This window comes from Actinomyces culturomici (genome assembly GCF_900499005.1).
Lineage (GTDB): Bacteria > Actinomycetota > Actinomycetes > Actinomycetales > Actinomycetaceae > Pauljensenia > Pauljensenia culturomici.
The window spans coordinates 277686-298495 of record NZ_LS991317.1; the positions used below are offsets into that span (position 1 = coordinate 277686).

At 67.2% G+C, this 20810-nt stretch carries 19 protein-coding genes; 5 read left to right on the forward strand and 14 right to left on the reverse strand.

Features of this window, described 5'->3' with window-relative positions; genetic code table 11:
- Positions 1-22 precede the first annotated feature (22 nt).
- The 3 genes from DY157_RS08270 to DY157_RS08280 are packed head-to-tail and all read right to left on the reverse strand — an operon-like array spanning position 23 to position 3106.
- Positions 23-850: a carbohydrate ABC transporter permease gene (locus DY157_RS08270; protein ID WP_115728171.1), complete on the reverse strand. Its 828-nt coding sequence runs from the start codon at positions 848-850 to the stop codon at positions 23-25.
- Positions 847-1785, reverse strand: coding sequence for a carbohydrate ABC transporter permease (locus DY157_RS08275; RefSeq protein WP_115728172.1), 939 nt, complete (start codon positions 1783-1785; stop codon positions 847-849). Before DY157_RS08275 ends, DY157_RS08270 begins: the two co-directional genes overlap by 4 nt.
- A 13-nt stretch (positions 1786-1798) precedes the next feature.
- On the reverse strand, positions 1799-3106 hold the full coding sequence (locus tag DY157_RS08280; RefSeq protein ID WP_115728173.1) for an extracellular solute-binding protein: 1308 nt from the start codon (positions 3104-3106) through the stop codon (positions 1799-1801).
- 251 nt (positions 3107-3357) lie between these two features.
- Here DY157_RS08280 and DY157_RS08285 point away from each other — a divergent pair, with 251 nt between their 5' ends.
- Complete coding sequence (locus tag DY157_RS08285) at positions 3358-4458, forward strand: LacI family DNA-binding transcriptional regulator (protein WP_160159492.1); 1101 nt, start codon at positions 3358-3360, stop codon at positions 4456-4458.
- Positions 4459-4491: 33 nt separating this feature from the next.
- On the opposite strand, the gene DY157_RS08290 is transcribed toward DY157_RS08285, so the two are convergent.
- From DY157_RS08290 to xylA, 3 genes are all read right to left on the reverse strand, one after another.
- The gene (locus DY157_RS08290; RefSeq protein ID WP_115728175.1) at positions 4492-5970 is read right to left on the reverse strand and encodes an MFS transporter; all 1479 of its coding nucleotides are present in this window, start codon (positions 5968-5970) and stop codon (positions 4492-4494) included.
- Positions 5967-7325 (reverse strand): xylulokinase, encoded by a 1359-nt coding sequence (locus DY157_RS08295; RefSeq protein WP_115728176.1) that lies wholly within the window; start codon positions 7323-7325, stop codon positions 5967-5969. Before DY157_RS08295 ends, DY157_RS08290 begins: the two co-directional genes overlap by 4 nt.
- Before the next feature lie 130 nt (positions 7326-7455).
- Positions 7456-8808, reverse strand: a complete 1353-nt coding sequence (xylA, locus tag DY157_RS08300) for a xylose isomerase (RefSeq protein WP_115728177.1) — start codon at positions 8806-8808, stop codon at positions 7456-7458.
- 80 nt (positions 8809-8888) lie between these two features.
- Here xylA and DY157_RS08305 point away from each other — a divergent pair, with 80 nt between their 5' ends.
- The 3 genes from DY157_RS08305 (at position 8889) to DY157_RS08315 (ending at position 12362) form a co-directional block, all read left to right on the forward strand.
- Positions 8889-10133, forward strand: coding sequence for an ROK family transcriptional regulator (locus DY157_RS08305; protein ID WP_115728178.1), 1245 nt, complete (start codon positions 8889-8891; stop codon positions 10131-10133).
- A gap of 108 nt (positions 10134-10241) precedes the next feature.
- Positions 10242-11282 carry a zinc-dependent alcohol dehydrogenase family protein gene (locus DY157_RS08310; protein WP_115728179.1) on the forward strand — a complete coding sequence of 347 codons (1041 nt, stop codon included), beginning with the start codon at positions 10242-10244 and terminating at the stop codon, positions 11280-11282.
- 60 nt (positions 11283-11342) lie between these two features.
- On the forward strand, positions 11343-12362 hold the full coding sequence (locus DY157_RS08315) for a LacI family DNA-binding transcriptional regulator (protein WP_115728180.1): 1020 nt from the start codon (positions 11343-11345) through the stop codon (positions 12360-12362).
- Between the two features lie 172 nt (positions 12363-12534).
- Here the strand turns inward: DY157_RS08315 and DY157_RS08320 are convergent, their stop codons facing one another.
- The 7 genes from DY157_RS08320 to DY157_RS08350 all read right to left on the reverse strand — a co-directional run bounded on the left by DY157_RS08320 (position 12535) and on the right by DY157_RS08350 (position 19469).
- Complete coding sequence (locus tag DY157_RS08320) at positions 12535-13098, reverse strand: RpiB/LacA/LacB family sugar-phosphate isomerase (RefSeq protein WP_115728181.1); 564 nt, start codon at positions 13096-13098, stop codon at positions 12535-12537.
- Positions 13095-14147 (reverse strand): ABC transporter permease, encoded by a 1053-nt coding sequence (locus DY157_RS08325; RefSeq protein ID WP_115728182.1) that lies wholly within the window; start codon positions 14145-14147, stop codon positions 13095-13097. The genes DY157_RS08320 and DY157_RS08325 overlap by 4 nt, the downstream gene beginning before the upstream one ends.
- Positions 14148-14161: 14 nt before the next feature.
- Positions 14162-15172: an ABC transporter permease gene (locus DY157_RS08330; RefSeq protein WP_115728183.1), complete on the reverse strand. Its 1011-nt coding sequence runs from the start codon at positions 15170-15172 to the stop codon at positions 14162-14164.
- A 1-nt stretch (position 15173) separates the two neighbouring features.
- Positions 15174-16685, reverse strand: a complete 1512-nt coding sequence (locus tag DY157_RS08335; RefSeq protein WP_115728184.1) for a sugar ABC transporter ATP-binding protein — start codon at positions 16683-16685, stop codon at positions 15174-15176.
- A gap of 106 nt (positions 16686-16791) precedes the next feature.
- Positions 16792-17847 carry an autoinducer 2 ABC transporter substrate-binding protein gene (locus DY157_RS08340; RefSeq protein ID WP_115728185.1) on the reverse strand — a complete coding sequence of 352 codons (1056 nt, stop codon included), beginning with the start codon at positions 17845-17847 and terminating at the stop codon, positions 16792-16794.
- 224 nt (positions 17848-18071) lie between these two features.
- Positions 18072-19025: a ribokinase gene (rbsK, locus tag DY157_RS08345; RefSeq protein WP_115728186.1), complete on the reverse strand. Its 954-nt coding sequence runs from the start codon at positions 19023-19025 to the stop codon at positions 18072-18074.
- Between the two features lie 3 nt (positions 19026-19028).
- A complete protein-coding gene (locus DY157_RS08350; RefSeq protein WP_115728187.1) occupies positions 19029-19469 on the reverse strand; it encodes an RbsD/FucU family protein in 441 nt (146 codons plus the stop codon).
- Between the two features lie 280 nt (positions 19470-19749).
- On the opposite strand from DY157_RS08350, the gene DY157_RS08355 reads away from it, so the two are divergent.
- Positions 19750-20205, forward strand: a complete 456-nt coding sequence (locus DY157_RS08355) for a hypothetical protein (protein WP_160159493.1) — start codon at positions 19750-19752, stop codon at positions 20203-20205.
- Here DY157_RS08355 and DY157_RS08360 read toward each other — a convergent pair.
- Positions 20177-20683, reverse strand: a complete 507-nt coding sequence (locus DY157_RS08360) for an oxidoreductase (protein WP_115728189.1) — start codon at positions 20681-20683, stop codon at positions 20177-20179. The genes DY157_RS08355 and DY157_RS08360 overlap by 29 nt on opposite strands.
- Positions 20684-20810: the final 127 nt, after the last annotated feature.

The following is a 20810-nucleotide window of genomic DNA, read 5'->3' on the forward strand; positions in this document are numbered from 1 at the left end:
CACGAAAGGAGGTGGATTCGGTTCACTTTCCGAATCCGGCGGTCAAGCCGGCGACCATCTGCTTGCGTCCCACGATGTAGGCGGCGAGGACCGGCACTGCGGACAACGTAACGGCCGCGAGAATGGCGGGGATGTTGGACGTGTACTGGCCCTGATAGGTCCACAGCGAAAGCGTGAGGACACGGACGCTTCCCGACTGGGTGAGGATGAGCGGGAAGAGGAAGCCGTTCCACACTTGGAGCGCCTGGTAGACCCCCGCAGTCGTGATCGCCGGCATCGTCAGCGGAACGACGAGCGTCCGGAGAATCTTCATCTGACTCGCGCCATCGACCGCCATCGAGTCGAAGAGCTCCTCGGGAATATCCCTCATGAAGTTCACGATGATCATGACGGTGACCGGAATCGCGAAGGCGATCGAGGGCAGAACAATGCCGGCCAGGGTGTCGTAAAGGCCCATCTTCACCACGAGGTAGTACACGGGGACGATGACCGCCTGCAGGGGAATCCCGAGTCCGAGAAGGATCAGAGAGAACACCCGCTGCGATGCCTTGGAGCGCTTGCGAACGATGTAGTACGAGATGAGCACGCAAACGATGAGAATCACGGCGACCGCGACGACGGTGACGATCGCGGTGTTGAGGAAGTACATCAAGAAGTCGTTCTTGAAGACCTCGACGTAGGCCGCAAAAGTCGGATGCGCGGTCGGCAGAAGCGGGTTCTCGGAGTAGAACGACGACTGCGAGCGGAGCGACGTGACGACGATGTAGTAGATCGGCAGGAGCGCGATGATCAGCCACAGCCACCCGAGCGCACCCGAAACGAGCGCGCCGATCTTCCTGTTGCGGTTCATAGTCCGCTCACCTGGCTCTCCATCTTGGTCGCACCGGACAGTCGATTGAGTCCGAGCGATAGGGCGAGTCCGACGACCAGGAGAATCGTGCCGATGACGGAGGCCTTCCCCATGTCGAAGCTCTTGAATCCGGTGATGTACATATGCAGCGGCAGGATTCGAGTCGCATCGCCCGGCCCGCCGCCCGTGAGGACGTAGATCAGGTCGAAGTACGTGAGCGCGCCGACGAGCTGAAGAGTGGAGTCGGTGATGATCGTGTACTTGAGCTGCGGAATCGTGATGTGCCAGAACTGCTGCCACGGCGATGCCCCGTCGAGCGCTGCGGCTTCATACAGAACCTTCGGAATCTGCCGGACACCGCCCTGATAGATCAAGGAGTGGAAGGGGATGAAGGCCCATGCGATCACGCAGACCGTAACCGGAAGCGCGAGGCTCGTCGAACCGATCCAGTCCTGCTCGAGGAACTTGAGATGAAAGGCTCGGGAGAGACCGAAGTTGGGATCCAACAGCGACTTGAACGCGATGCCCAGGGCGGCCGACGAGAAGAGAAGGGGCAGGAAGTAGAGGACGGAGAGGAACTCGCGATAGCGCTGCTGCTTCCCCATGAAGACTCCGAGGAGGATCGACAGGGGCGTTTGCGCCAGCCACGAGAGCACCATGATCCAGATCGTCAAAGTCATTGCTTTGAGGGTCGCCGGATCCTTGATGGTTTCAGCCCATTTCGACAGGCCAGCCCAGGATGGGGTGCCGAGTCCATCCCAGTTCATGAAGCTCAGGGCGATCACACCGAGGAGCGGAATGATCGCGAAGAGGATGAAGAAGGCGAGTGCGGGGAGGGCGAAGAGCGCATTCGGACCGGAAGCGCGTGCGCCGGTCCGGGCGGCGGCCCCGGCCCGATGGGAACCGGGGCCGCCGTTGACCGAAGTGACTGCCATGATCAGAGGATCATCACTTGATCGTCGCGTTCATCGTATCGACGAACTGCTGGGGCGTGATCGAGAGGTTGAAGAGCTGCTGAATGTTGTCGAGGAGGACCTGGGAGGTGTCGGACGGAAGCTCCTGGTCCCACGAGAGCTGGAAGTTGGAGGAGTTGAGGACGAGGTTGTAACCGAAGGAGACGAAGTCGGCCTGGTCCGTGCCCTCGATGAACTTCTGGGCATCCTTCGTCACAGGAATGTCGCCGCCCTCGACCATGGCCTTCACGTAGTCGTCGGAGAACATGTTGTCGAGGTACTTCTTGGCACTGGTCTGCGCCGCCTCCGAAGCCGTCGCGGAGACGGACCAGAAGTTGGACTGGTTGCCGACGATCGCCGAGGGATCGCCCTTGCCGTCGGCGACGGTCGGGAACGCCGCGAACCCGAGGTTGCCCGCCTTCACGAAGTCGGGGGAGTCCGTGAGGAACGTGCCGTAGGCCCACGATCCCTGGAGGAGCATCGCGGCCTTCCCGGTGTGGACCAGAGCGACGTCGGCGTTGCTGTCGGCGACGACCGAACCGAAGGTGTCGCCGAACGCGCCCGCCTTCACGAGGTCCTGAATCTTCGTGAGGGCTTCGAGCACTGCGGGGTCGGACCAGGCGTCCTTCTCATTCGCCGCGATCTTCTTGAAGACATCGGAGCCGCCGACCCGGTCGAACATGTACTCGAGCCACATCATGTTCGTCCACTTGGAAGCGCCGGCGAGCGCGATCGGAATGACACCCTCCGACTTGAAGGTGTCGACCGCCGAGAGGAGCTCGTCCCAGGTCGTCGGAACGGAGATGCCGGCCTGGTCGAAGAGCTGCTTGTTGTAGTAGAGGACGACGGGCTGCGTGCCGATATTCGGAACGCCGTACACCTTGCCATCGACCTTGCCGCCTTCGGCGATCGACGGGATGACCTTGTCGAGAACGGTCTGCGTATCGGCGGTGATGTCGACGACCTTGTTGGCGGCGACGTAGTCCTTGAGGGTTGCGCCACCCCATCCGAAGATGAGCGTCGGAGCGTTGCCCGAGCCGATCGCGGTCCTGACCTTCTCCTTGTACGCGTCGTTGGCGAACCACTCGGTCTTGATGGTGTTGTCGGGATTCGCCGAGTTCCACGAGTCGAAGGAATCCTTCCAGATCGTCTCGTGGGTACCGCCGGTGAGCACCCAGGCGGAGGCGGAGCCGGACGAGTCCGAGGCTCCGCTCGGCTGGGCGCCGCCGGAGCATGCGGAGAGGAGCAGCGAGGCCGTAATGCCGAGGGCCCCCACCACTGAGAGTCGCTTCTTGAGGTTCATGGGATCTTCCTTCTTCGATCGTCGATGACCACTTTGGATGACACGTGCGCCGATACCTCCCGACGCACCCCCCGGCGGGCTTCGGTTCGATCGACCATGATCGAAACTATTTCGGACGCTCGCCTTCGTGTCTTTAGTTTAGTAGCGCACCTATATCTGTCAATCCCTGAATCATCACGAATCCATTACGGCTCGATGTACGATGCATGTCGAAACTATTTCGCACCTCCCGGAAGGACGACCCGACGGACATGACACGGACGCAAGGACTATCGGGGCGCCCCACGCTCTCCGACGTCGCCCGACTCGCCGGCGTCTCGACCGCGGCCGCATCCAAGGCCCTGAATCATCGCAAGGACGTCTCCCGCTCGACCCATGAACGCGTGATCGCAGCGGCGACCGACCTCGGTTATGTGGGAAGAAGCAACATCAGCGCGGTTCCTCAGATCGCATTCGTCGTGGACACCTTCAGTTCGCTCTATACCGCTCAAGTCCTTGCCGGAGCCTGCATCGAGGCGGCCGCACAGGGCATCTACCTCAACACGACCCATCTCGAAGTCGACGGCGATTCAGAGGATGTTCCGCTGACGCCGACGTGGCTGCGTTCGATCGCCAAGACACACATCGGCCTCATCGTCGTCACGACTCCGCTGTCCGGTGCGCTTCGTTCGACGTGCTCGCGCCTCGGTCTCCCATTGGTCGCCGTCGACCCCACGACGGCGCCTCGCGACGGCCTTGTGACGATCGGAGCGACGAATTGGAACGCCTCGATGGAGGCGACGGAGCTCCTCATTTCTCTTGGCCATCGGAGAATCGCGTTCGTCGGCGGACCGGAGACCTCGGTTCCCTCCTTCGAGAGGTACCAGGGATATCTCTCCGCTTTGAAGGCGCATGACGTCCCACACGCCTCGAACCTCGTACGGTGGTCGGACTTCTGCTTCCCCGGAGGAGTCTCCGCAGGTGACTCACTGCTGAGCCTTCGACCCGAGGAACGACCCACCGGGTTCATCTGCGCCTCCGATTGGATCGCCCTCGGCGTCATGGATGCGGCCCGCCGACGCGGCATGGAGATTCCCCGTGACATCTCCGTCATCGGTTTCGACGATACGGAGATCGCCTCGACATCGACCCCGCGGATGACCGTCGTCCGTCAACCGATGAGGGAGCTCGGTTCGACGGCCGTCCGAGCGATCCTCACACTCCAGAGCAAGCCAGATGCCATGAGTCCGATGCGTCTCGCCACCGAGCTCATTGTCAGAGAGACAACGGGACCCGTTCCGGCACGAGTTCTTCCCGATTCATCCGTCGACTCGACACGTATGACCCCCTCGCCGGACCTCCCCGTCGGTTGAGACGCCCCGCCCCGGCTCCTTCCACGAGTGCGGCTACCGCTCTGCGCCCTCGTCGCCCAGGCGAAGGTCCGGCGAGCGCCGCAACGCACCGCGTACCGACGGCATCGAGACGACCGCGAGCGCGAGTGCCGCGAGCGCGAACCCGACGACCGTGGCGAAGCCGCCGCGCGCGCCGAAGCGGTCGATCGCGGCGCCCGCGACGATGTTCGACAGGGACATCCCGATGACCCACATCGAGCCGAAGAGGGCCATGCCCTCGGTGAAGCGGGCGGCCGGGACGATCCGCATGAAGATCTGGTTGATGTTGACGATCGTCGGCGCCTGGAAGAGTCCCGCGATGAGCATGACGACCGCGGCGAAGGGCATCGAGTCGACGAGGACGAGGAGCGAGCAGGAGATGGCGAGCGCGGCGAGCCCGATGTAGAAGCGCGCCCACAGCGCGCCGGGCCAGGTCCGCATCCCGTAGACGAGCGCGCCGATCATCGAGCCGCCGGAGAAGCACGCGGTGACGGTGCCCGCCCACGCCTGGACGTCGAGTTCGCGCGCGAAGGCGACGATCGCGATGCCGGTCGTCGACTGGAAGGCGCCGTAGAAGACGAGGACGAGGAGGAGCACCGCGAAAGTCGGCGTCCACAGCCGTTCGTGGATCCTCGTGGACGAGGCCGGGGCGGGGCGCTCCTCGGGCGCGGACGCGTGCCCTGCCGGATCGTTCGCAGTGCCGTCGCGATCCGGATCGCCATCGGCCTCCGCGTCGGAGGGGAGGGAGCCGGGCAGCGGCGGGTAGTCGGCGTCGACGCCGGGAGCCGCGACGCCGGGAAGGACGGCGGTGTCCTCGATCGTCGGATCGCTCGGCTCGCGCCGGCGCCGCAGCGGGAGCGGAGCCCCGGGAACGAGCGGAGCCGGCTCGTGGGTCGAGTCGCCGAGAAGGAGATGGAGGCCGACGAGGATCGTCGCGACGCCGAAGACGAGCGCCGCGACCGGCGACACGAGGGTCGCGAGGGCCGTCGCGATTGGGGTCGAAAGGACCCACATGCACTCCTCGGCGACCGAGGTGAGGGAGAGGGCCGAGGGCATCGCGCCCGGATCGGAGCGCAGGGCGACCCGCCACCTCGCGCGGATGAGCGAGCCGCCGGGCACGCTGACGCCGAGCATCACGACGACCGCGACGAGCACCCAATACGGGGGCCGCAGGACGAGGACGAGGCCGAGGAGCGCGATCGAGGCGAGCCAGAAGGCGCCGACCATGGTCGCGACCCGCTTCTGCCCCCACTTGTCGATCGCGCGCCCGACGTTCGGGCCGAAGAGGGCGCCGGCGACCGACATCACCGCGGCGGCGACGCCCGCGCTCGAATAGGAGCCGTAGCCGTCGCGCGCGCCGATGAGGAGCGCCATGTTCACCATTCCGTAGGGGAATTGGACGATGACGCCTCCGAGGAGGAAACGGGCGACGCGGGGACGGCGGAGGAGGGCCGCGTAGACGCGCAGCCCTCCTCCGCTCCTCGTTCCGGTCACTCGCGCTCGGCGAGGACTCGGGCGGCCTGCTTCGCGGCGCCGAGGGCGACGTACTCGCCGGCCTCGGGCATCTCGATCGTCGCGTCGAGCTTCTCGGCCGCGAGCGCCTGGACGGCGGTCGACTTCGCGCCGCCGCCGACGATGAGGACGCGGTCGAGCGGCACGCCGAGGGCGCGCATCGCGTCGAGGGCGTACCGCATGAGGGCGAGGAGGCCCTCGACGGTCGCGCGGGCGACGTGGGCGCGGTCGGAGTTCGCGAGGGTCATCCCGCGCAGCTCGGCGGTCGCATCCGGAAGGTTCGGGGTGCGCTCGCCCTCGAAGTAGGGGATGAGTTCGAGGCCGCCGGCGTCCGGGACGGAGAGGGCGTACTCGTCGAACTCCTTGTAGTCGAGTCCGGTCACCTTCATCATCGCGTCGATGATGCGCGAGGCGTTGAGGGTGCAGGCGAGCGGGAGCCAGTTGCCGGAGGCGTCGGAGAATCCGGTGACGAGGCCCGAGGGGTCGGCGACGGAGGTCGCCGAGACCGCGGCGACGACGCCGGAGGTGCCGAGAGAGAGGAGCGCCGATCCCGGCTCGAGGCCGACGCCGAGGGCGGAGGCGGCGTTGTCGCCGGCGCCCGGGCCGAGGACGATCTCGCCCCAGCCGCGCTCGGGGTCGCCGTGGCCGATCGCGTCCCACGGGCCCGCGATCTTCGGCAGGACGATGCGCGCGGCCTCGTCCTCGGAGATCTTGAGCGCGGAGGCGAGGATGTCGCGCCGGTAGGTCGGGGTCTCGCGGGCCATGTACCCGGTGCCGGAGGCGTCGGAGCGGTCGGTGGCGAGCGCCTCGAGGGAGGGGCGGCCCATGATCCGCCACGTGAGGTAGTCGTGGGGGAGGCAGATCGCGGCGATGCGCGCGACGTTCTCCGGCTCGTTGTCGGCGACCCAGCGCAGCTTCGTCACGGTGAGGGAGGCGACCGGGACCGATCCGGTGGCGTCAGCCCACCAGGCGACGCCCTGCGAGCCCGCGTCGTCGCGCCCGTCCGCGCCGCGCTCTCTGATGAGGTCGCGGGCGGCTCCGGCCGAGCGGGTGTCGTTCCACAGGAGCGCGGGGCGGATGACCTCGCCCCCCTCGTCGAGGAGGACCATGCCGTGCTGCTGGCCGCCGACCGAGAGGGCGGCGACGTCGTCGAGGCCGCCGACGAGCTCGACCGCTTCGAGGAAGGCTTCCCACCACTTCTCGGGATCGACTTCGGTGCCGTCGGGGTGGGAGGCCTTGCCCTGGCGGACGATGACCTTGTGCTCGGGGTCGTAGACGACGACCTTGCAGGACTGGGTCGAGGTGTCGACGCCGGCGACGTAGGGGCGGGTGCTCATGGGTGTCTCCAGAACTTCCTTGTCGTGGACGAGCGCGGAGCCCGCGGGCGCGGGGAGTCCGCCATCGGGATGAGTGCGGAGCGGGCGGCCCTGGAAAGCGTATTCCAGGGCCGCCCGCTCCGGGGGCTTCTCAGGCGCGGCCAAGGGTGTCGACGATGTAGTTGTTGATCGTCGCCTTGACGGCCTCGAGGTGGTCGGACTTCACCGCGGCGACGAGGTCGGCCTGCGGAACGTCGAGGGCGTACTCCTCGAGGGAGGCGAGGGTGGCGGTGCCGTCCTCGACGGTCGCGCCGATGCCGGAGTCGAAGGACGAGTAGCGCTCGCCGACGAGATCCTCGATGAACTTGTCCTCGTGCATGCGGGCCGCGACGAGGAGGCCGGCCGCGTAGGAGTCCATGCCGACGATGTGGGCCTGGAAGAGGTCCTCGGCGGTGAAGGACGTGCGGCGCGGCTTCGCGTCGAAGTTGAGGCCGCCGTGCGGGCCGATCGAGCCCTCGGCGAGGACCTCGTGCATGACGGCGGTCGTCTCGTAGAGGTCCGACGGGAACTCGTCGATGTCCCAGCCGATGAGCTTGTCGCCCTGGTTGGCGTCGAGCGAGCCGAGCATGCCGGCGGCGCGGGCGACGCGGATCTCGTGCTGGTAGGTGTGGCCGGCGAGGTTCGCATGGTTGCCCTCGAGGTTGAGCTTGAACTTGTCGGCGAGGTCGTAGCTCTGGAGGAAGGCGATCGAGGTAGCGGCGTCGAAGTCGTACTGGTGAGCGGTCGGCTCCTTGGGCTTCGGCTCGAGCATGAACTGGGCGTCGAGGCCGATCTCGGCGGCGTAGTCGACGCACATGTGGAAGAAGCGGGCGATGTGGTCCTGCTCGCGCTTGAGGTCGGTGTTCCACAGGTTCTCGTAGCCCTCGCGGCCGCCCCAGAACACGTAGTTCTCGGCGCCGAGGCGCTTGGCGATCTCGAGGGAGTGCTTGAGCTGGCCGCCGGCGTAGGCGTAGATCTCGGCGAAGGGCGAGGTCGCGGCGCCGGAGAGGAAGCGGCGGTTGGTGAAGAGGGAGGAGGTGTTCCACAGGAGCTTGATGCCCGAGTCCTTCTTCAGCTCCTCGATGCGGTCGACGACCCTGTCGAGGTTGGCGTTCGTCTCGCGGAGGGTGTCGCCCTCGGGGGCGATGTCGCGGTCGTGGAAGCAGAAGTACTCGACGCCGAGGGCCTTGTAGAAGTCGAAGGCGTAGTCGACCTTCGCGAGCGCGAGATCGAGGGGCTTGGAGTACTTGCCATCGAAGGGGCGCTGCGCGGTGCCCTCGCCGAAGGGGTCGACGAGTCGCTGCTCGAAGGTGTGCCAGTAGGCGACGCCGAAGCGCAGCCACTCCTTCATCGTCTTGCCGGCGACGACGCGGTCGGCGTCGTAGTAGCGGAAGCCGAGGCCCTGGCGGAGCGACTCTGTTCCGACGTAGGGGATCTTCTCGATGTTCCAGAGATTGTCAGACATGGGTGCCTCTCTGAGGATCAGTGGGCGGGTTTTTGTTACATAACAAAACATAGTGGTCGAAATGCACTAGAGTCAAGGGCATGCCGCCCGCAGCTCGCCGTCACGCCGCAGTGACCCACCGATCTCCGCTCAACCCCGCCGAACGCGCGATGTCGGGCGTGAAGGCCGAGAGCCTTCGCGCCATGAACCTCTCCCTCGCGCTCCGCCAGATCCTCGCCGCGCCCGGCGAGATCTCGCGCTCCGGCATCGCGCAGGCGACCGGTATCACCCGGGCGACCGTCTCCCGACTCGTCGACGAACTCATCGGCGCCGGCCTCGTCCTCGAACTCGAACCGCCCTCGGGCGGGCGCGGCCGCCCCGCCAACCGCCTCACCCCGGCCCCCGGGCGAGCCGTCGCCCTCGGCCTCGAGGTCAACATCTCGAGCCTCGACGCCGTCCTCATGGACCTCGCCGGCGAGGAGATCGGCGCCGCCCACGTCGAGACCGACTCCGCGGGGTCCGAACCCGCGGAGGTCATGACCCGTCTCGCCGGCATCGCGAACGCCCTCGTCGAGGACTCCCTGCCCGAGGGCGCGATCTTCCTCGGCACCGGCCTCGCGCTTCCCGGCCTCGTCTCCCCCGCCTCACTCGCGCTCGCCCCGAACCTCGGCTGGTGCGACGTCCCGCTCGAGCAGCTCCTCGCCCCGCTCGCGAAGGTCTATCCCGCCATCGTCGCGAACGAGGCCGATCTGTCGGCGTTCGCCGTCGCCAACCCGCTGCCCGGCGTCCCCTCCGGACCCGCCTCCTTCGTCTACGTGTCCGGCGAGGTCGGGATCGGCGCCGGCATCATCGTCGACCACCGCCCGCTCGGCGGCGCGCGCGGATGGTCCGGCGAGATCGGACACATCTGCGCCGACCCCGCGGGTCCGCCGTGCTCCTGCGGCGCGACCGGCTGCCTCGAGGCCTACCTCGGCCTGCGCGCCCTCGCGAGAAGGGCGGGCCTCCCGAAGGGCGCGACGATCTCCGACATCCGCGCCTCCGCCCTCGCCGGCGACGCCGCGACCCTCGAGGCGCTTCACGAGGGCGGGGCCGCGCTCGGGCGCGCCCTCGCCGCGGTCATCAACTCGGTCGACATCCCCCTCGTCCTCATCGGCGGCATCGTCGCCGAAGTCGGCGAATGGGTCCTCGAACCCGCTCGCGAGGAGATCGCGAAGCGCGTCCTCCAGGCCTCCTGGTCGCAGCCCGCCGTCGAGATCCTCAAGGACTCGCAGGATCTCGGCGTCCGAGGCGCGGCGCTGCGCATCCTCCAGCGCCTCGTCGACGATCCGATGGCCTGGACGGCCTGACGTCTCCCTTACCGAGTAGTCACCGCCCGAGGTCGTCGCGGGCTTAGTCTGGAGCGTCGGGCGAAGTCGTCGCCGCCCGACACCCACTCCCCCACCCCAGGAGCCCTCATGCGCGCTGCCTTCTTCGTCGAGCCCGGCCGAATGGTCGTGAAGAACGCCTCGCTCCCCGTCATCGAGAAGCCGACCGACGCGATCATCCGCGTCGTCGACGCGTGCGTGTGCGGGTCCGACCTGTGGTGGTACCGCGGGATCTCCCCGCGCACCCCCGGCCTCACGGGCCACGAGGCCACCGGCGTCGTCGAGGAGGTCGGCGACGCCGTCACCCGCGTCAAGCCCGGCGATTTCGTCGTCGTGCCCTTCACCCACGGCTGCGGGTACTGCCCCGCGTGCCGGGCGGGCTTCGACGCGAACTGCGCGAATACCGAGGGCGGCGGCAACGCCGGCTACCAGGCCGAATTCATGCGCGCGACGAACGCCGACGGCTCGCTCGTCGTCGTCCCGGGCGACCCCGCCGCCTTCTCCGACGCCCTGCGCGCCTCCCTCCTCACGCTCTCCGACGTCATGGCGACCGGCTACCACGCCGCCTTCTCCGCCGAGGTCGGGCCCGGCGACACCGCGGTCGTCGTGGGCGACGGCGCGGTCGGCCTGTGCGGCGTCCTCGCGGCGGGGATGCGCGGCGCCGAGCGGATCATCGCGATGAGTCGGCACGAAGACCGTCAGGCCCTCGCCCGCGAGTTCGGCGCCACCGACGTCGTCGCCGCCAGGGGCGACGAGGGCGTGGCGGAGGTCCTCGATCTCACGGAGGGGGCGGGCGCCGACGCCGTTCTCGAGTGCGTCGGGTCGAACGAGGCGACGGCGACGGCCATCGGCGTCGCGAGGCCGGGCGCCGTCGTCGGACGAGTCGGAGTCCCCCACTTCGTCGAGATCGACCTCGCCCCGCTCTTCTGGAAGAACATCGGGCTGCGCGGCGGCCCGGCTTCCGTGACGACGCACGACCGCGGGGTCCTCCTCGACGCCGTCCTCGCCGGCGCCATCGATCCCGGACGGGTGTTCACGAAGACCTTCTCGCTCGACGAGGTCCAGGAGGCGTACGCCGCGATGGACGAGCGCCGGGCGATCAAGTCCCTTCTGCGCATCGGGGACATCTGATCCGTCCGATCCCGGCGGAACGCCCCGCGCCCCCACGTTTCCGACCATTACTCTGAGGACATGACGATCGACGAGAAGCACCGCCCTCGCCTCGTCGACGTCGCGCGCGCCGCCGGCGTCTCGGTATCGACCGCCTCGCGCGCCCTCGGGCGGGGCTCCGAACTCATCGGCGCGCAGACCCGGGACCACGTCCGTCAGGTGGCGCGGGAGCTCGGCTACAGGGTGAATCCGGTCGCCCGCTCCCTCCGCCTCGCGAAGACGAAGCAGATCGGGATGGTCGTCCCCTCGATCTCCAACCCCTTCTTCATGGAGCTCGTCGTCCAGGTCGAGCACCGCCTCGCGGAACGGGGCCTCTCGCTCCTCCTCTCCGATTCTCAGATGTCGGTGATCAAGGAGGACTTCCAGCTCCGCACCTTCGAGGGGGGCTCCGTCGACGGACTCATCCTCGTCCCCTGCCACGAGACCTTCTCCACTCCGGCCGTCGAGCGCACCTCCGCCCTCGTCCACACCGTGCAACTCGACCGTGCGGTGCAGCTCCCCGATCTTCCGATGGTCGGCGTCGACGATCGCCACGGGATCCGGTCCGTCCTCGAGCACCTTCGCGAGAAGGGGGCCCGAAGGATCGCGCTCCTGGCGAATACGGGATCCGACGTCTCGTCGGTGACGCGCGTCCGCGAGGCCAGGGCCGCCGCCGAGGAGTTCGACATGCGCCTGCGCGATTCGGACGTCGTCGAGTGCAACTTCTCCGTCGATTCCGCCCGTAATGCGATCCGCGCCCTGCTCGCCCGGGGGAATCGGTGGGACGCGGTCGTCTGCCTCAACGACCTCATCGCCATCGGCGCCGTCACCGAGCTCCGCCACCGCGGACTGCGCATCCCCGAGGACGTCATGGTGACGGGCTTCGACGACATTCAGTTCGCCCAGTTCATGCGGCCCTCCCTCACCACCCTCCGCCAGCCTCTCGCCGAGATCGCCCATCGCGGCGTCGACATCCTCCTCTCGGAGGAGGAGCCGACCGAGAAGCGGATCGCCGTCCGCGGAGAACTCATCGTCAGAGAATCCACCGGATACGCCTTCTGACCCTCTCCGCGGCTCCGCCGCCCACGACGCCGCGTCCGAGTCCCTCCCCTTCCTCAGGCGCCTCCGCCCCGGCCTCGTCGATCGGGGAGGCTGCCCCGAAAAAAGGAGCCCGCCCCCGGACCCGCCGCGGTCGCGGAGATCTCGGGGGCGGACCGTCTGAACACGAGACGCGTCAGTACGCGAGGCCCTTCGGCTGGTCGGCGAGGACCGCCGACTGCGGGTTCGGAACCTCGAAGCCGTTCGCCTTGTAGGCGTCGTAGTCGAAGTTCTCGCACTCGTCGTAGCCGATGCGGTGGTAGTCGTAGAAGCCGTCCCAATCCTCGTAGCCCGTGCCGAGCTCCGACTCGAGGAAGGCGTCCGCCATCGCCATCGCCGTGCGGGGCGCCACGTAGAAGGCGCCCATGGCGAGGAGGTTCGCGTTGTTCGCGGCCGCCGCACGCTTCGCGGAGGGCACCGTCTCGCAGACCGCGGCGTGGACGTGCGGGACCTTCGACGCCGCGATGTGGATGCCCATCCCCGTTCCGCAGAACGCGAGGGCCCGCTCGAACTCGCCCTCGGCGATCTTCGCGCCCAGGGCGAAGCCGACGCGGTGGTACATCGGCGTCGCCTCCAGATCGGGGGTGAGGTCGGTGACGGTCCACCCGCGCTCCTGGAGGTGGGCCTTGACCGCCTCCTTGAGGGGGAATCCCGCGAAGTCGGCGCCCACGACGATGTGCTTGCTTCTCACGGTCTTCATGAGTTCTTCCTTTCTCGGAGGAGTCCCTTGAACGGGTTCCTCCCATTGAGTTCATTCGCGCAGATGACGAAGAGGAGGACGCCGCCCCAGATGAGCGGACGGTAGAAGTTCGAGATGTTCGGGAACATGTTGAGGCCCGAGGAGAGGACCTGGAGCATGACGATCGCGAGGACGACGCCCGCGATGCGGCCCTTGCCTCCGTTGGGGTTGACTCCGCCCAGGACGACGATGAGGACCGTGAGCAGCGTGTAGCTCGCCCCGTAGTCGGCCTTCGCGGAGTTGTAGTTCGCGAGCATGACGAGTCCGGCCATCGCCGCCATGATCCCGGAGAGGATGTACGTCCTCATGAGGAGGCTCGTGATCTTCATTCCCGAGAAGTGCGCCGCCGTCTCGTTGGTGCCGAGCAGGAGGATCTTCGTGCCGAATCCGGTGAGCGACAGGATGAGGCCGACGATCACCGCGCAGAGGATGAAGATGATGAGCGCCATCGGGATGAGCCCGCCGATTCTCGCGGCGAACACCGCGCCGTAGGCCTTGGGAACGCCCGACACCGGCTTGCCGCCGGTGAGGATGATCGCGACGCCGCCGAAGAGTTCGAGGGTGCCGAGGGTGGCGAGGATCGGCGGGATCTTCAGCGTCGCGACGAGGAAGCCGTTGAAGGCCCCGCACACGACGCCGACCGCGAGCGCGATCGCGAGCGCGATGACGGCGGCGAGCCCCATGGATCCGGGAGTCGCGTCGCCCGTCAGCACCGCTCGAAGGACGAGCGCCGCGCAGATCGAGGTGACGTTCGCGATCGCGACGACCGAGAGGTCGATGCCCGCGGTGAACATCGTCAGCATGACGCCGAGGGCCATGAGGCCGAACTCGGGGAACTGGATCGCCATCGACACCCATGTTCGCGTCGCGAAGAACGGCCCGGGGCGGATGATCGCGAAGAAGACGAGGAGGAGGGCGAGGACGAGGATGAGCCTCGTCATGTACGAGTCCTTCTGGAGGAAGGAGGGCAGAGAGAGCCCCTTGCGCGCGGGCGCTGATGAGGTGGTCATATCGCGTTCTCCTTTCACAGGATCGAGGCCTTGGCCCGCTTCGACCTCGCCACCTGGACGGCGGAGACGCCGGTGCCGACGATGATGAGGAGGCCGAGGGCGAAGCCCTGCCAGAAGGTGGGGATGCCGGTGAGGATCATCGAGTTCTGGACGATGACGATGAGGAGGGTGCCGAGGACGACGCCCGTGAGCGATCCCGTCCCCCCGGTGATCGCGGTGCCGCCGAGGACAACCGCGGCGATCACCATCATCTCCATGCCGAGCAGGTTCGTCGGATGCATCTGCCCCATCGAGGTCGTGCGGACCATGCCGGCGAGCGCCGCGATCACGCCGACGATGACGTAGAGCCAGAACTTCGTGCGGCGAACCTTGAAGCCCGCCCGTTCGGCGGCCGATTCGTCCCCGCCGATCGCGAAGATCCCGCGTCCGAACATCGTGTAGCGGGTGACGAAGTAGGCGATCGCGAGAACGGCGACGAAGATGAGGAAGCTCGTCGGCATGACGGACTGGAGGCCCGACTCGGGGTTCTTCACCGTGAAGAGCGAGGACTCCCCGAAGGCCTTCATCGACGCGGGGATATCGGGGATCTGGACCGACTTCATCGCGCCCTGCATGACGCCCGAGAAGACGTTCGCCGTGCCCAGCGTAATGATGAGCGTCGGCACCGTGAGCCACGAGGTGAACAGGCCGTTGAACGCGCCGAGCAGTGCGCCGAGCAGCATCGCGAGCAGGAACGGCACGATGACCGGCCCGTTGTAGCCCTGATCGACGAGGAACCGCGTCGTCGCGTAGACGGCGAGCGAGGCGAGCGCCGGGAAGGAGACGTCGATACCGCCCGACACGAGGACGAGGTGCGCGGCGACGGCGAAGAGACCGGGGACGACCATCGCGTTCGCGAGATCGACGAGGTTGTTCGCGGAGAAGAACTGGCCGGATCGCGCCTGGATGACGAGGGCGAGGGCGACGATGACGAGGAAGACCCAGAATTCGTTCGCCCGAAGGATCTTCGTCTTGAGGGATGTCATTTCACTTCGCTCCTTCCGCTGCGACGTCGCGCGACATGAGTTCGCCGAGCTCCGCCTCGGCCGTCGTGGCGGGATCGATGGACTCGCGAATCCGTCCGCCGCGCATGATGAGGACCGACGAGCAGTTGGTGAGGACCTCCGCGATGTCGTCGGAGATGATGACGATCGCCATGCCTTCGCGGGCGAGGCGCTGGAGGATCGAGTGGATCGTGTACTTCGACCCGATGTCGACGCCGACCGTCGGCCCGTTGAGGATGAGGACGTCCGGCTTCGTCGCCAGCCACTTCGCGAGGACGACCTTCTGCTGGTTGCCGCCGGAAAGAGTGTTCACGGCGTTGTCCGGATCGGGGGTCGCGACCTCGAGGTCCTTCACCCAGCGGCGCTCCTCCTCGGCGATCCCCTTCTTGTCGAGGACACCGAGGGCTCCGGCGAATTCGGACAGCTCGGAGATGACGATGTTCTCCCCGATCGACCTCGAGAGGAAGAGGCCCTCCGTGAGTCGGTCCTCGGGGACGAGGGCGATTCCGGCGTCGATCGCGTCCTGGACGTTCCGCAGGTGCACCTCCTCGCCCTTCACACGGATCGATCCGGCGTTCGTCGCGAGCGATCCGAAGAGGGCGAGGGCGAGTTCGGTGCGTCCCGATCCGAGGAGGCCGGTGATGCCGAGGATCTCGCCGCCGCGCAGGGAGAAGCTCACGTCGGCGAAAGCCCCCTCGGACCCGAGGTTCTCCACCTCGAGGACGGGTTCGTCGGTGACGCGGTCGGCGACGAATCGGGTCTCGTCGAATTCCTTGCCCGTCATGTACTTGGCGAACTTGTGACGGTCGAGCTCGTCGCGCTCGCAGGTGATGACCTTCTCGCCGGAGCGGAGGATGGTGAAGCGCTCGGAGATCTCGAAGACCTCCTCGAGCTTGTGGGAGACGAAGAGGATCGCGATACCGCGCGACTTGAGGTCGGAGATGATGGTGAAGAGCGCCGTGACCTCGTGCTTCGTGAGGGCGGTGGTCGGCTCGTCCATGATGATGAGCTTCGCGTCCGACATGAGGGCGCGGCAGATGGCGACGAGCTGCTTGTCGGCGACTGAAAGATCGCCGACCTTGGCGTCGAGGTCGACGCGGAATCCGATCTTGGCCACCGCCTCCTCGGCGATGCTCCTGAAGCGCTTCCAGTTGACGATCTTCCGTCCGGCCGCGACCTCGGTGGTGAGCGCAAGGTTCTCCATGACCGTGAGATTCGGGAAGACCGAGAAGTCCTGGTAGATGACCTGCACGCCGGCGCCGATGGCCTCGAGCGGGGTCATCTTCGTCCACTGGCGGCCACCGATCTCGATGATGCCGGAGTCGGGCTCGTGGACGCCTGAGATGACTTTGATGAGGGTGGACTTGCCCGAGCCGTTCTCGCCGGCGAGGCAGTGGATCTCGCCGGGCGCGATGTCGAGGTTGATGTCCTTGAGGGCGTGGACGCCCGCGAACGTCTTGTTGACGTTCTTCACTGAGATGAGGGGGGATTCCATTGATCGATTCCTTCCAGGCCCGCGGCGCGCCCCCGATCGCTCGGGGGCGCGCCCTGATGCGCGGAATGCGGGGCGCCGAACAGGGGTTCGGCGCCCCGCGCAAACGTCAGAAGCCGAAGCTGTCGACGTTCTCCTTGGTGATCTGGATCCAGCCGTCGCCCTCGAGGACCTTGTCCGAGCCCTCGGCGAAGTGCATCTGGTAGCCCTTGGGGCCGAGGTCGATCCCGTCCTCGATCTTCTCGCCGTCGAGGATCTTCGTGGCGAGCGAGGCCATGGCGTAGCCGGCGTCCGCGGGATCCCAGAGGGTGAGGGCCGCGACGAGGCCCTTGTCGAGGATTTCCTTGTTGGCGGCGGGCATGCCGGTTCCGGCGGTGAAGACCTTGCCCTGCAGGCCGAGCTCGTCGATCGCGCGCGCGACGCCGGGGGCGTCGAAGGAGGACGTGCCGAGGATGCCGGTGACCTCCGGGTACTTCTTCAGCACCTCCTTTGCGACCTGGTACGCGGTTTCACCGTTGTCCTGGGACTCGACGCGGGGCTCCGCCTCGAGGAGCTGCATGTTCGGGTAGGCCTCCTTCTGACGCGCGACCGCGCCATCGGCCCACTCGTTGTGGGACGCGTTCGTCACGTGGCCGACCATCGTCGTGTAGGTGCCCTTCTCGCCCATCGCCTTGGCGAGGTTGTCCATGATGAAGGCGCCGTACTTGGCGTTGTTGAAGGCCTCGATGTCGTACATCGTGTTCTCCTGCGAGGCGCCCTCGTGCGTGACGACGACGATGCCGGCGTCCATGGCCTCCTTGAGCACGGGCTCAATGGCGCCCGGATCGACCGGGACAACGCCGATCGCGTCGACGCCCTGGGCGATGAGGTCCTGGATGACCTGGGCCTGCATGGTGGCGTCGGTCTCGGCCGGGCCCTTCTGGAAGACGTTGAGGCCGGTCTCCTCGGCGTACTTCTTGACGCCGACCTCCATGCGGACGAACCAGGGGTTCGTCGCGTCCTTCGGGACGATGGCGATCGTGTAGTCCTTGCCGGAGGCGGACGAGGAAGAGCCGCCCGAGGAGGCGGAATCGGACGAGGCGGTGCCCGTGCCGCCGGAGCAGGCGGCGAGGGCGAAAGCCGAAGTGAGAACGATTGCACTTGCGGCTGCGAAACGGGACTTCATGGTCACTCCTTGTGATTCACATCGACACTGATGGGGATCGTGGCGCGCCGGAACGCGCCGTCGTGGTCATTCCCCTGTCGGATCGGGCTCTCCTTCGGGCCCGCCGCGATGGGGATTCGTCGATCGGCAGAGGATTTCAGCCGACCCTTCGAACGAACACGAACGATGGTATGTTGCGCGTCACGCTCTGTCGAGCACATCGGCGCGATGTTGTGCAATCGTTATCAATGGCGCAATGCCGGGGATTCGGCGAGAGCGCTCACCCTCTCTTCGAGCCAGGAGCGGAACTCCGCGGCCGTCCGGTACGACTTCTGAGTCCCGCGCGTGGTCACCGACAACGCGGCGTACGCATTGGCGAGCTCGAGACCGTCGGCGATCGGGAGGCCCTCGGAGAGGCAGTGGGCGAAGCAGCCGATGAAGGCGTCCCCCGCGCCGGTCGTGTCGACGGGATCGGCGGGGAACTCCTCGAGGCGCATGTCATCGCCCTCGGCGGAGAACCATCTGACGCCCTTCGCTCCGAGCGTGACGATGACGTTGCGGCATCCCGCTTCGAGGAGGACGTTGGCCGCCGCGCGCACCTCGTCGTCCGTCTCCGTCGGCATCCCGGTGAGCAGGGCGAGTTCGGATTCGTTCGGCATCACGTAGGCGCACTTGGCGGCGACTCCGAGATCGAGCTCCTTCGTCGCCGGAGCCGGATTGAGGAGGACCGGAATGCCGAGTCTCTCTCCGAGTTCGATGGCGGCCACGACGGTCTCCATCCGGATCTCGAGCTGGCACACGATGAGGGACGTGCGCGCGACCGCTTCTGCGGCGGCCTCGACGTCCTCCGGGAGGAGTCCGTTGTTCGCGCCCTTGACGATGATGATGCGATTGTGGGATTCGGGATCGACGAAGATTGGCGCCACCCCGGAGGTCCCGTGCACCTGCTTGACGAGCGAGACGTCGATGCCGTTCGCGAGGTAGTTCTCGATCGTCGACGCGCCGAAGGAGTCGTCGCCCACGCAGGTCGCCATGACGACCTCGGTACCGAGGCGAGCGGCCGCGACGGCCTGATTCGATCCCTTCCCCCCGAAGCCGATCTCGAAGTCCGGAGCCTCGATCGTCTCGCCCTCGATGGGCAGGCGCGTGATGTAGGTGATGAGATCGGTGTTGTTCGATCCGATGACGGCGATGCTCACGACTCAGACCTCCTCGAACTGACGCGCCGACGGGTCGGCGGGATCGGTGACGAGCCCCTTGTAGAGGACGATGTTCGCCCACAGGCGCATCTCCCCCGTCGACACCACGGCGTAGGCGTTCTTCACGAGGTCGTAGTACGCCCACCGATCGATCATCTCGCATTCGCGCCCGCCGACCGCGGCCTGGATCTCGTCCTCGACCGCGGGCCGCGGATCGAGGTTCGACTCCATCATCTTCGGGGCGATTTCGACGTCGAGCGGGAGAACCGAGACGATCGCCTCGACGAGGGGGACGATGCCGACGCCCGGCAGATCGATCACCCGATCGTGGACTCGATGGGCGGGGAAGTTCGCGTCGACGATGGCGATCGTGTCCGAGTGCCCCATGTCGTCGAGGACCTTCAGCAGATCCCCGTTGAGGAGGGGATCGATTCCTTTGAGCATGCGCGTCTCCTTCAAGAAGCGGAGCGCTCGTCGCGCGAGCCGGGCGTCGTTGCTCGGCGTTCCATCGCGGGCGCTGTTCGACGATGCTAACGCAAACGTTTGCATCTGTCACGAGGTCTCTCGCACCACCGTGTCCCTGCGGGATGTCGTCGACGCATCCGCTCGTCATTCCATTCGCGCAGCGCCCCCTGCGTCCTCGTCGATGATCGACGTCGAGATCCGCGCGCTTGCGCGGGCCATGCGGCTCATCCACACCGATCGCCGACAGGAGGGAATCCCCATGCTCACCGTTCTCCTCGCCCTTGCTCGCCGACGCTGGCTCGGACAGGTCGCCCGCCTCGGCATGGAGGGCCCGGCCTATCTGCGCTTCGCCTACATGGGGGCCGGCCTCGAGTCGGGCTTCTTCGACATCATGCGCGACCGTCCCGGCACCGCCGAGGAACTCGGCAGGGCGCTCGGCATCGCCCCCGGAATGGAATCGGCCCTCGAGTCCTGGCTCGACGCGGGCGCGGCCTTCGGCGTCCTCAAGGAGTCCCGCGGCGTCTACTCGCTCGGCAAGCGGGCCGCCTCGCTCCTCGAAGAGGGCAACGACCCCTTCCGCGCCTTCTACCTCGAGGGAATCGGCCTCGACCACGACCTCCTCGTCGGGGCGCCCCGGCGGCTCCTCTCGGGCGAGCGCCTCGCAGCCTCGGACCTCGACGGCTCCGTCATCGCGCGCGCCTCGCGCCGGCGATGAAGTCGTCGACGAGGGCCTCCACCTCCCCGAGTTCGAGCGCGCGCGTCGTCGCCCCGGTCGTCCGGACGACCACTCCCGAGGGCGACACGGTCGTTCCGCCCGCGCACATCGCGGGGATCCCCTCCGAGCCGGGGTGATGGAGCTGAACGAAGAACTTCGCGCCCGTCGCGTGGATCTTCTCGATCGCCTCGCGAAGCGGCGCGACGTGCTCGTCGCGGGTGACGGAGAGCTGGTGGACGGTGCCCGCTCCGTGGACGTCGTTGATGCGGGTGATCTCCGCGATGAGGAGCCCGCACCCGCCCTCGGCGCGCTCCATCCAGTAGGCGAGGAGGCGGTCTCCAGGAGTGCCGTCCAGGTTCGCGAGGTCCGTGCCCATCGGGGTCATGACGGTCCGATTCCTCAGGGCGAGATTTCCGATGGTGAAGGGCGTGGCGAGGATCCGTTCAGTCCTCATCCCGCCGACGCGCGCGCCGGTCATGGGAGGTCCTTCTCTGTGCGGGCGTCGCCGTTGACGCCCGTACCACCCATGCTAGGAAGCCGAAGGCGCACGATCCTGCGACCTTCGTCTCGCGATGAGGAACGCACCGGCGACGGCTGGGGAGGGG

Excerpts from the sequence above, each read along its gene's own strand:
- DY157_RS08270 (WP_115728171.1), bottom strand. The coding sequence starts at position 850 with ATGAACCGCAACAGGAAGATCGGCGCGCTCGTTTCGGGTGCGCTCGGG.
- DY157_RS08275 (WP_115728172.1), bottom strand. The coding sequence starts at position 1,785 with ATGGCAGTCACTTCGGTCAACGGCGGCCCCGGTTCCCATCGGGCCGGG.
- DY157_RS08280 (WP_115728173.1), bottom strand. The coding sequence starts at position 3,106 with ATGAACCTCAAGAAGCGACTCTCAGTGGTGGGGGCCCTCGGCATTACG.
- DY157_RS08285 (WP_160159492.1), top strand. The coding sequence starts at position 3,358 with ATGACACGGACGCAAGGACTATCGGGGCGCCCCACGCTCTCCGACGTC.
- DY157_RS08295 (WP_115728176.1), bottom strand. The coding sequence starts at position 7,325 with ATGAGCACCCGCCCCTACGTCGCCGGCGTCGACACCTCGACCCAGTCC.
- xylA (WP_115728177.1), bottom strand. The coding sequence starts at position 8,808 with ATGTCTGACAATCTCTGGAACATCGAGAAGATCCCCTACGTCGGAACA.
- DY157_RS08305 (WP_115728178.1), top strand. The coding sequence starts at position 8,889 with ATGCCGCCCGCAGCTCGCCGTCACGCCGCAGTGACCCACCGATCTCCG.
- DY157_RS08310 (WP_115728179.1), top strand. The coding sequence starts at position 10,242 with ATGCGCGCTGCCTTCTTCGTCGAGCCCGGCCGAATGGTCGTGAAGAAC.
- DY157_RS08315 (WP_115728180.1), top strand. The coding sequence starts at position 11,343 with ATGACGATCGACGAGAAGCACCGCCCTCGCCTCGTCGACGTCGCGCGC.
- DY157_RS08320 (WP_115728181.1), bottom strand. The coding sequence starts at position 13,098 with ATGAAGACCGTGAGAAGCAAGCACATCGTCGTGGGCGCCGACTTCGCG.
- DY157_RS08325 (WP_115728182.1), bottom strand. The coding sequence starts at position 14,147 with ATGACCACCTCATCAGCGCCCGCGCGCAAGGGGCTCTCTCTGCCCTCC.
- DY157_RS08330 (WP_115728183.1), bottom strand. The coding sequence starts at position 15,172 with ATGACATCCCTCAAGACGAAGATCCTTCGGGCGAACGAATTCTGGGTC.
- DY157_RS08335 (WP_115728184.1), bottom strand. The coding sequence starts at position 16,685 with ATGGAATCCCCCCTCATCTCAGTGAAGAACGTCAACAAGACGTTCGCG.
- DY157_RS08340 (WP_115728185.1), bottom strand. The coding sequence starts at position 17,847 with ATGAAGTCCCGTTTCGCAGCCGCAAGTGCAATCGTTCTCACTTCGGCT.
- DY157_RS08350 (WP_115728187.1), bottom strand. The coding sequence starts at position 19,469 with ATGCTCAAAGGAATCGATCCCCTCCTCAACGGGGATCTGCTGAAGGTC.
- DY157_RS08355 (WP_160159493.1), top strand. The coding sequence starts at position 19,750 with ATGCTCACCGTTCTCCTCGCCCTTGCTCGCCGACGCTGGCTCGGACAG.
- DY157_RS08360 (WP_115728189.1), bottom strand. The coding sequence starts at position 20,683 with ATGACCGGCGCGCGCGTCGGCGGGATGAGGACTGAACGGATCCTCGCC.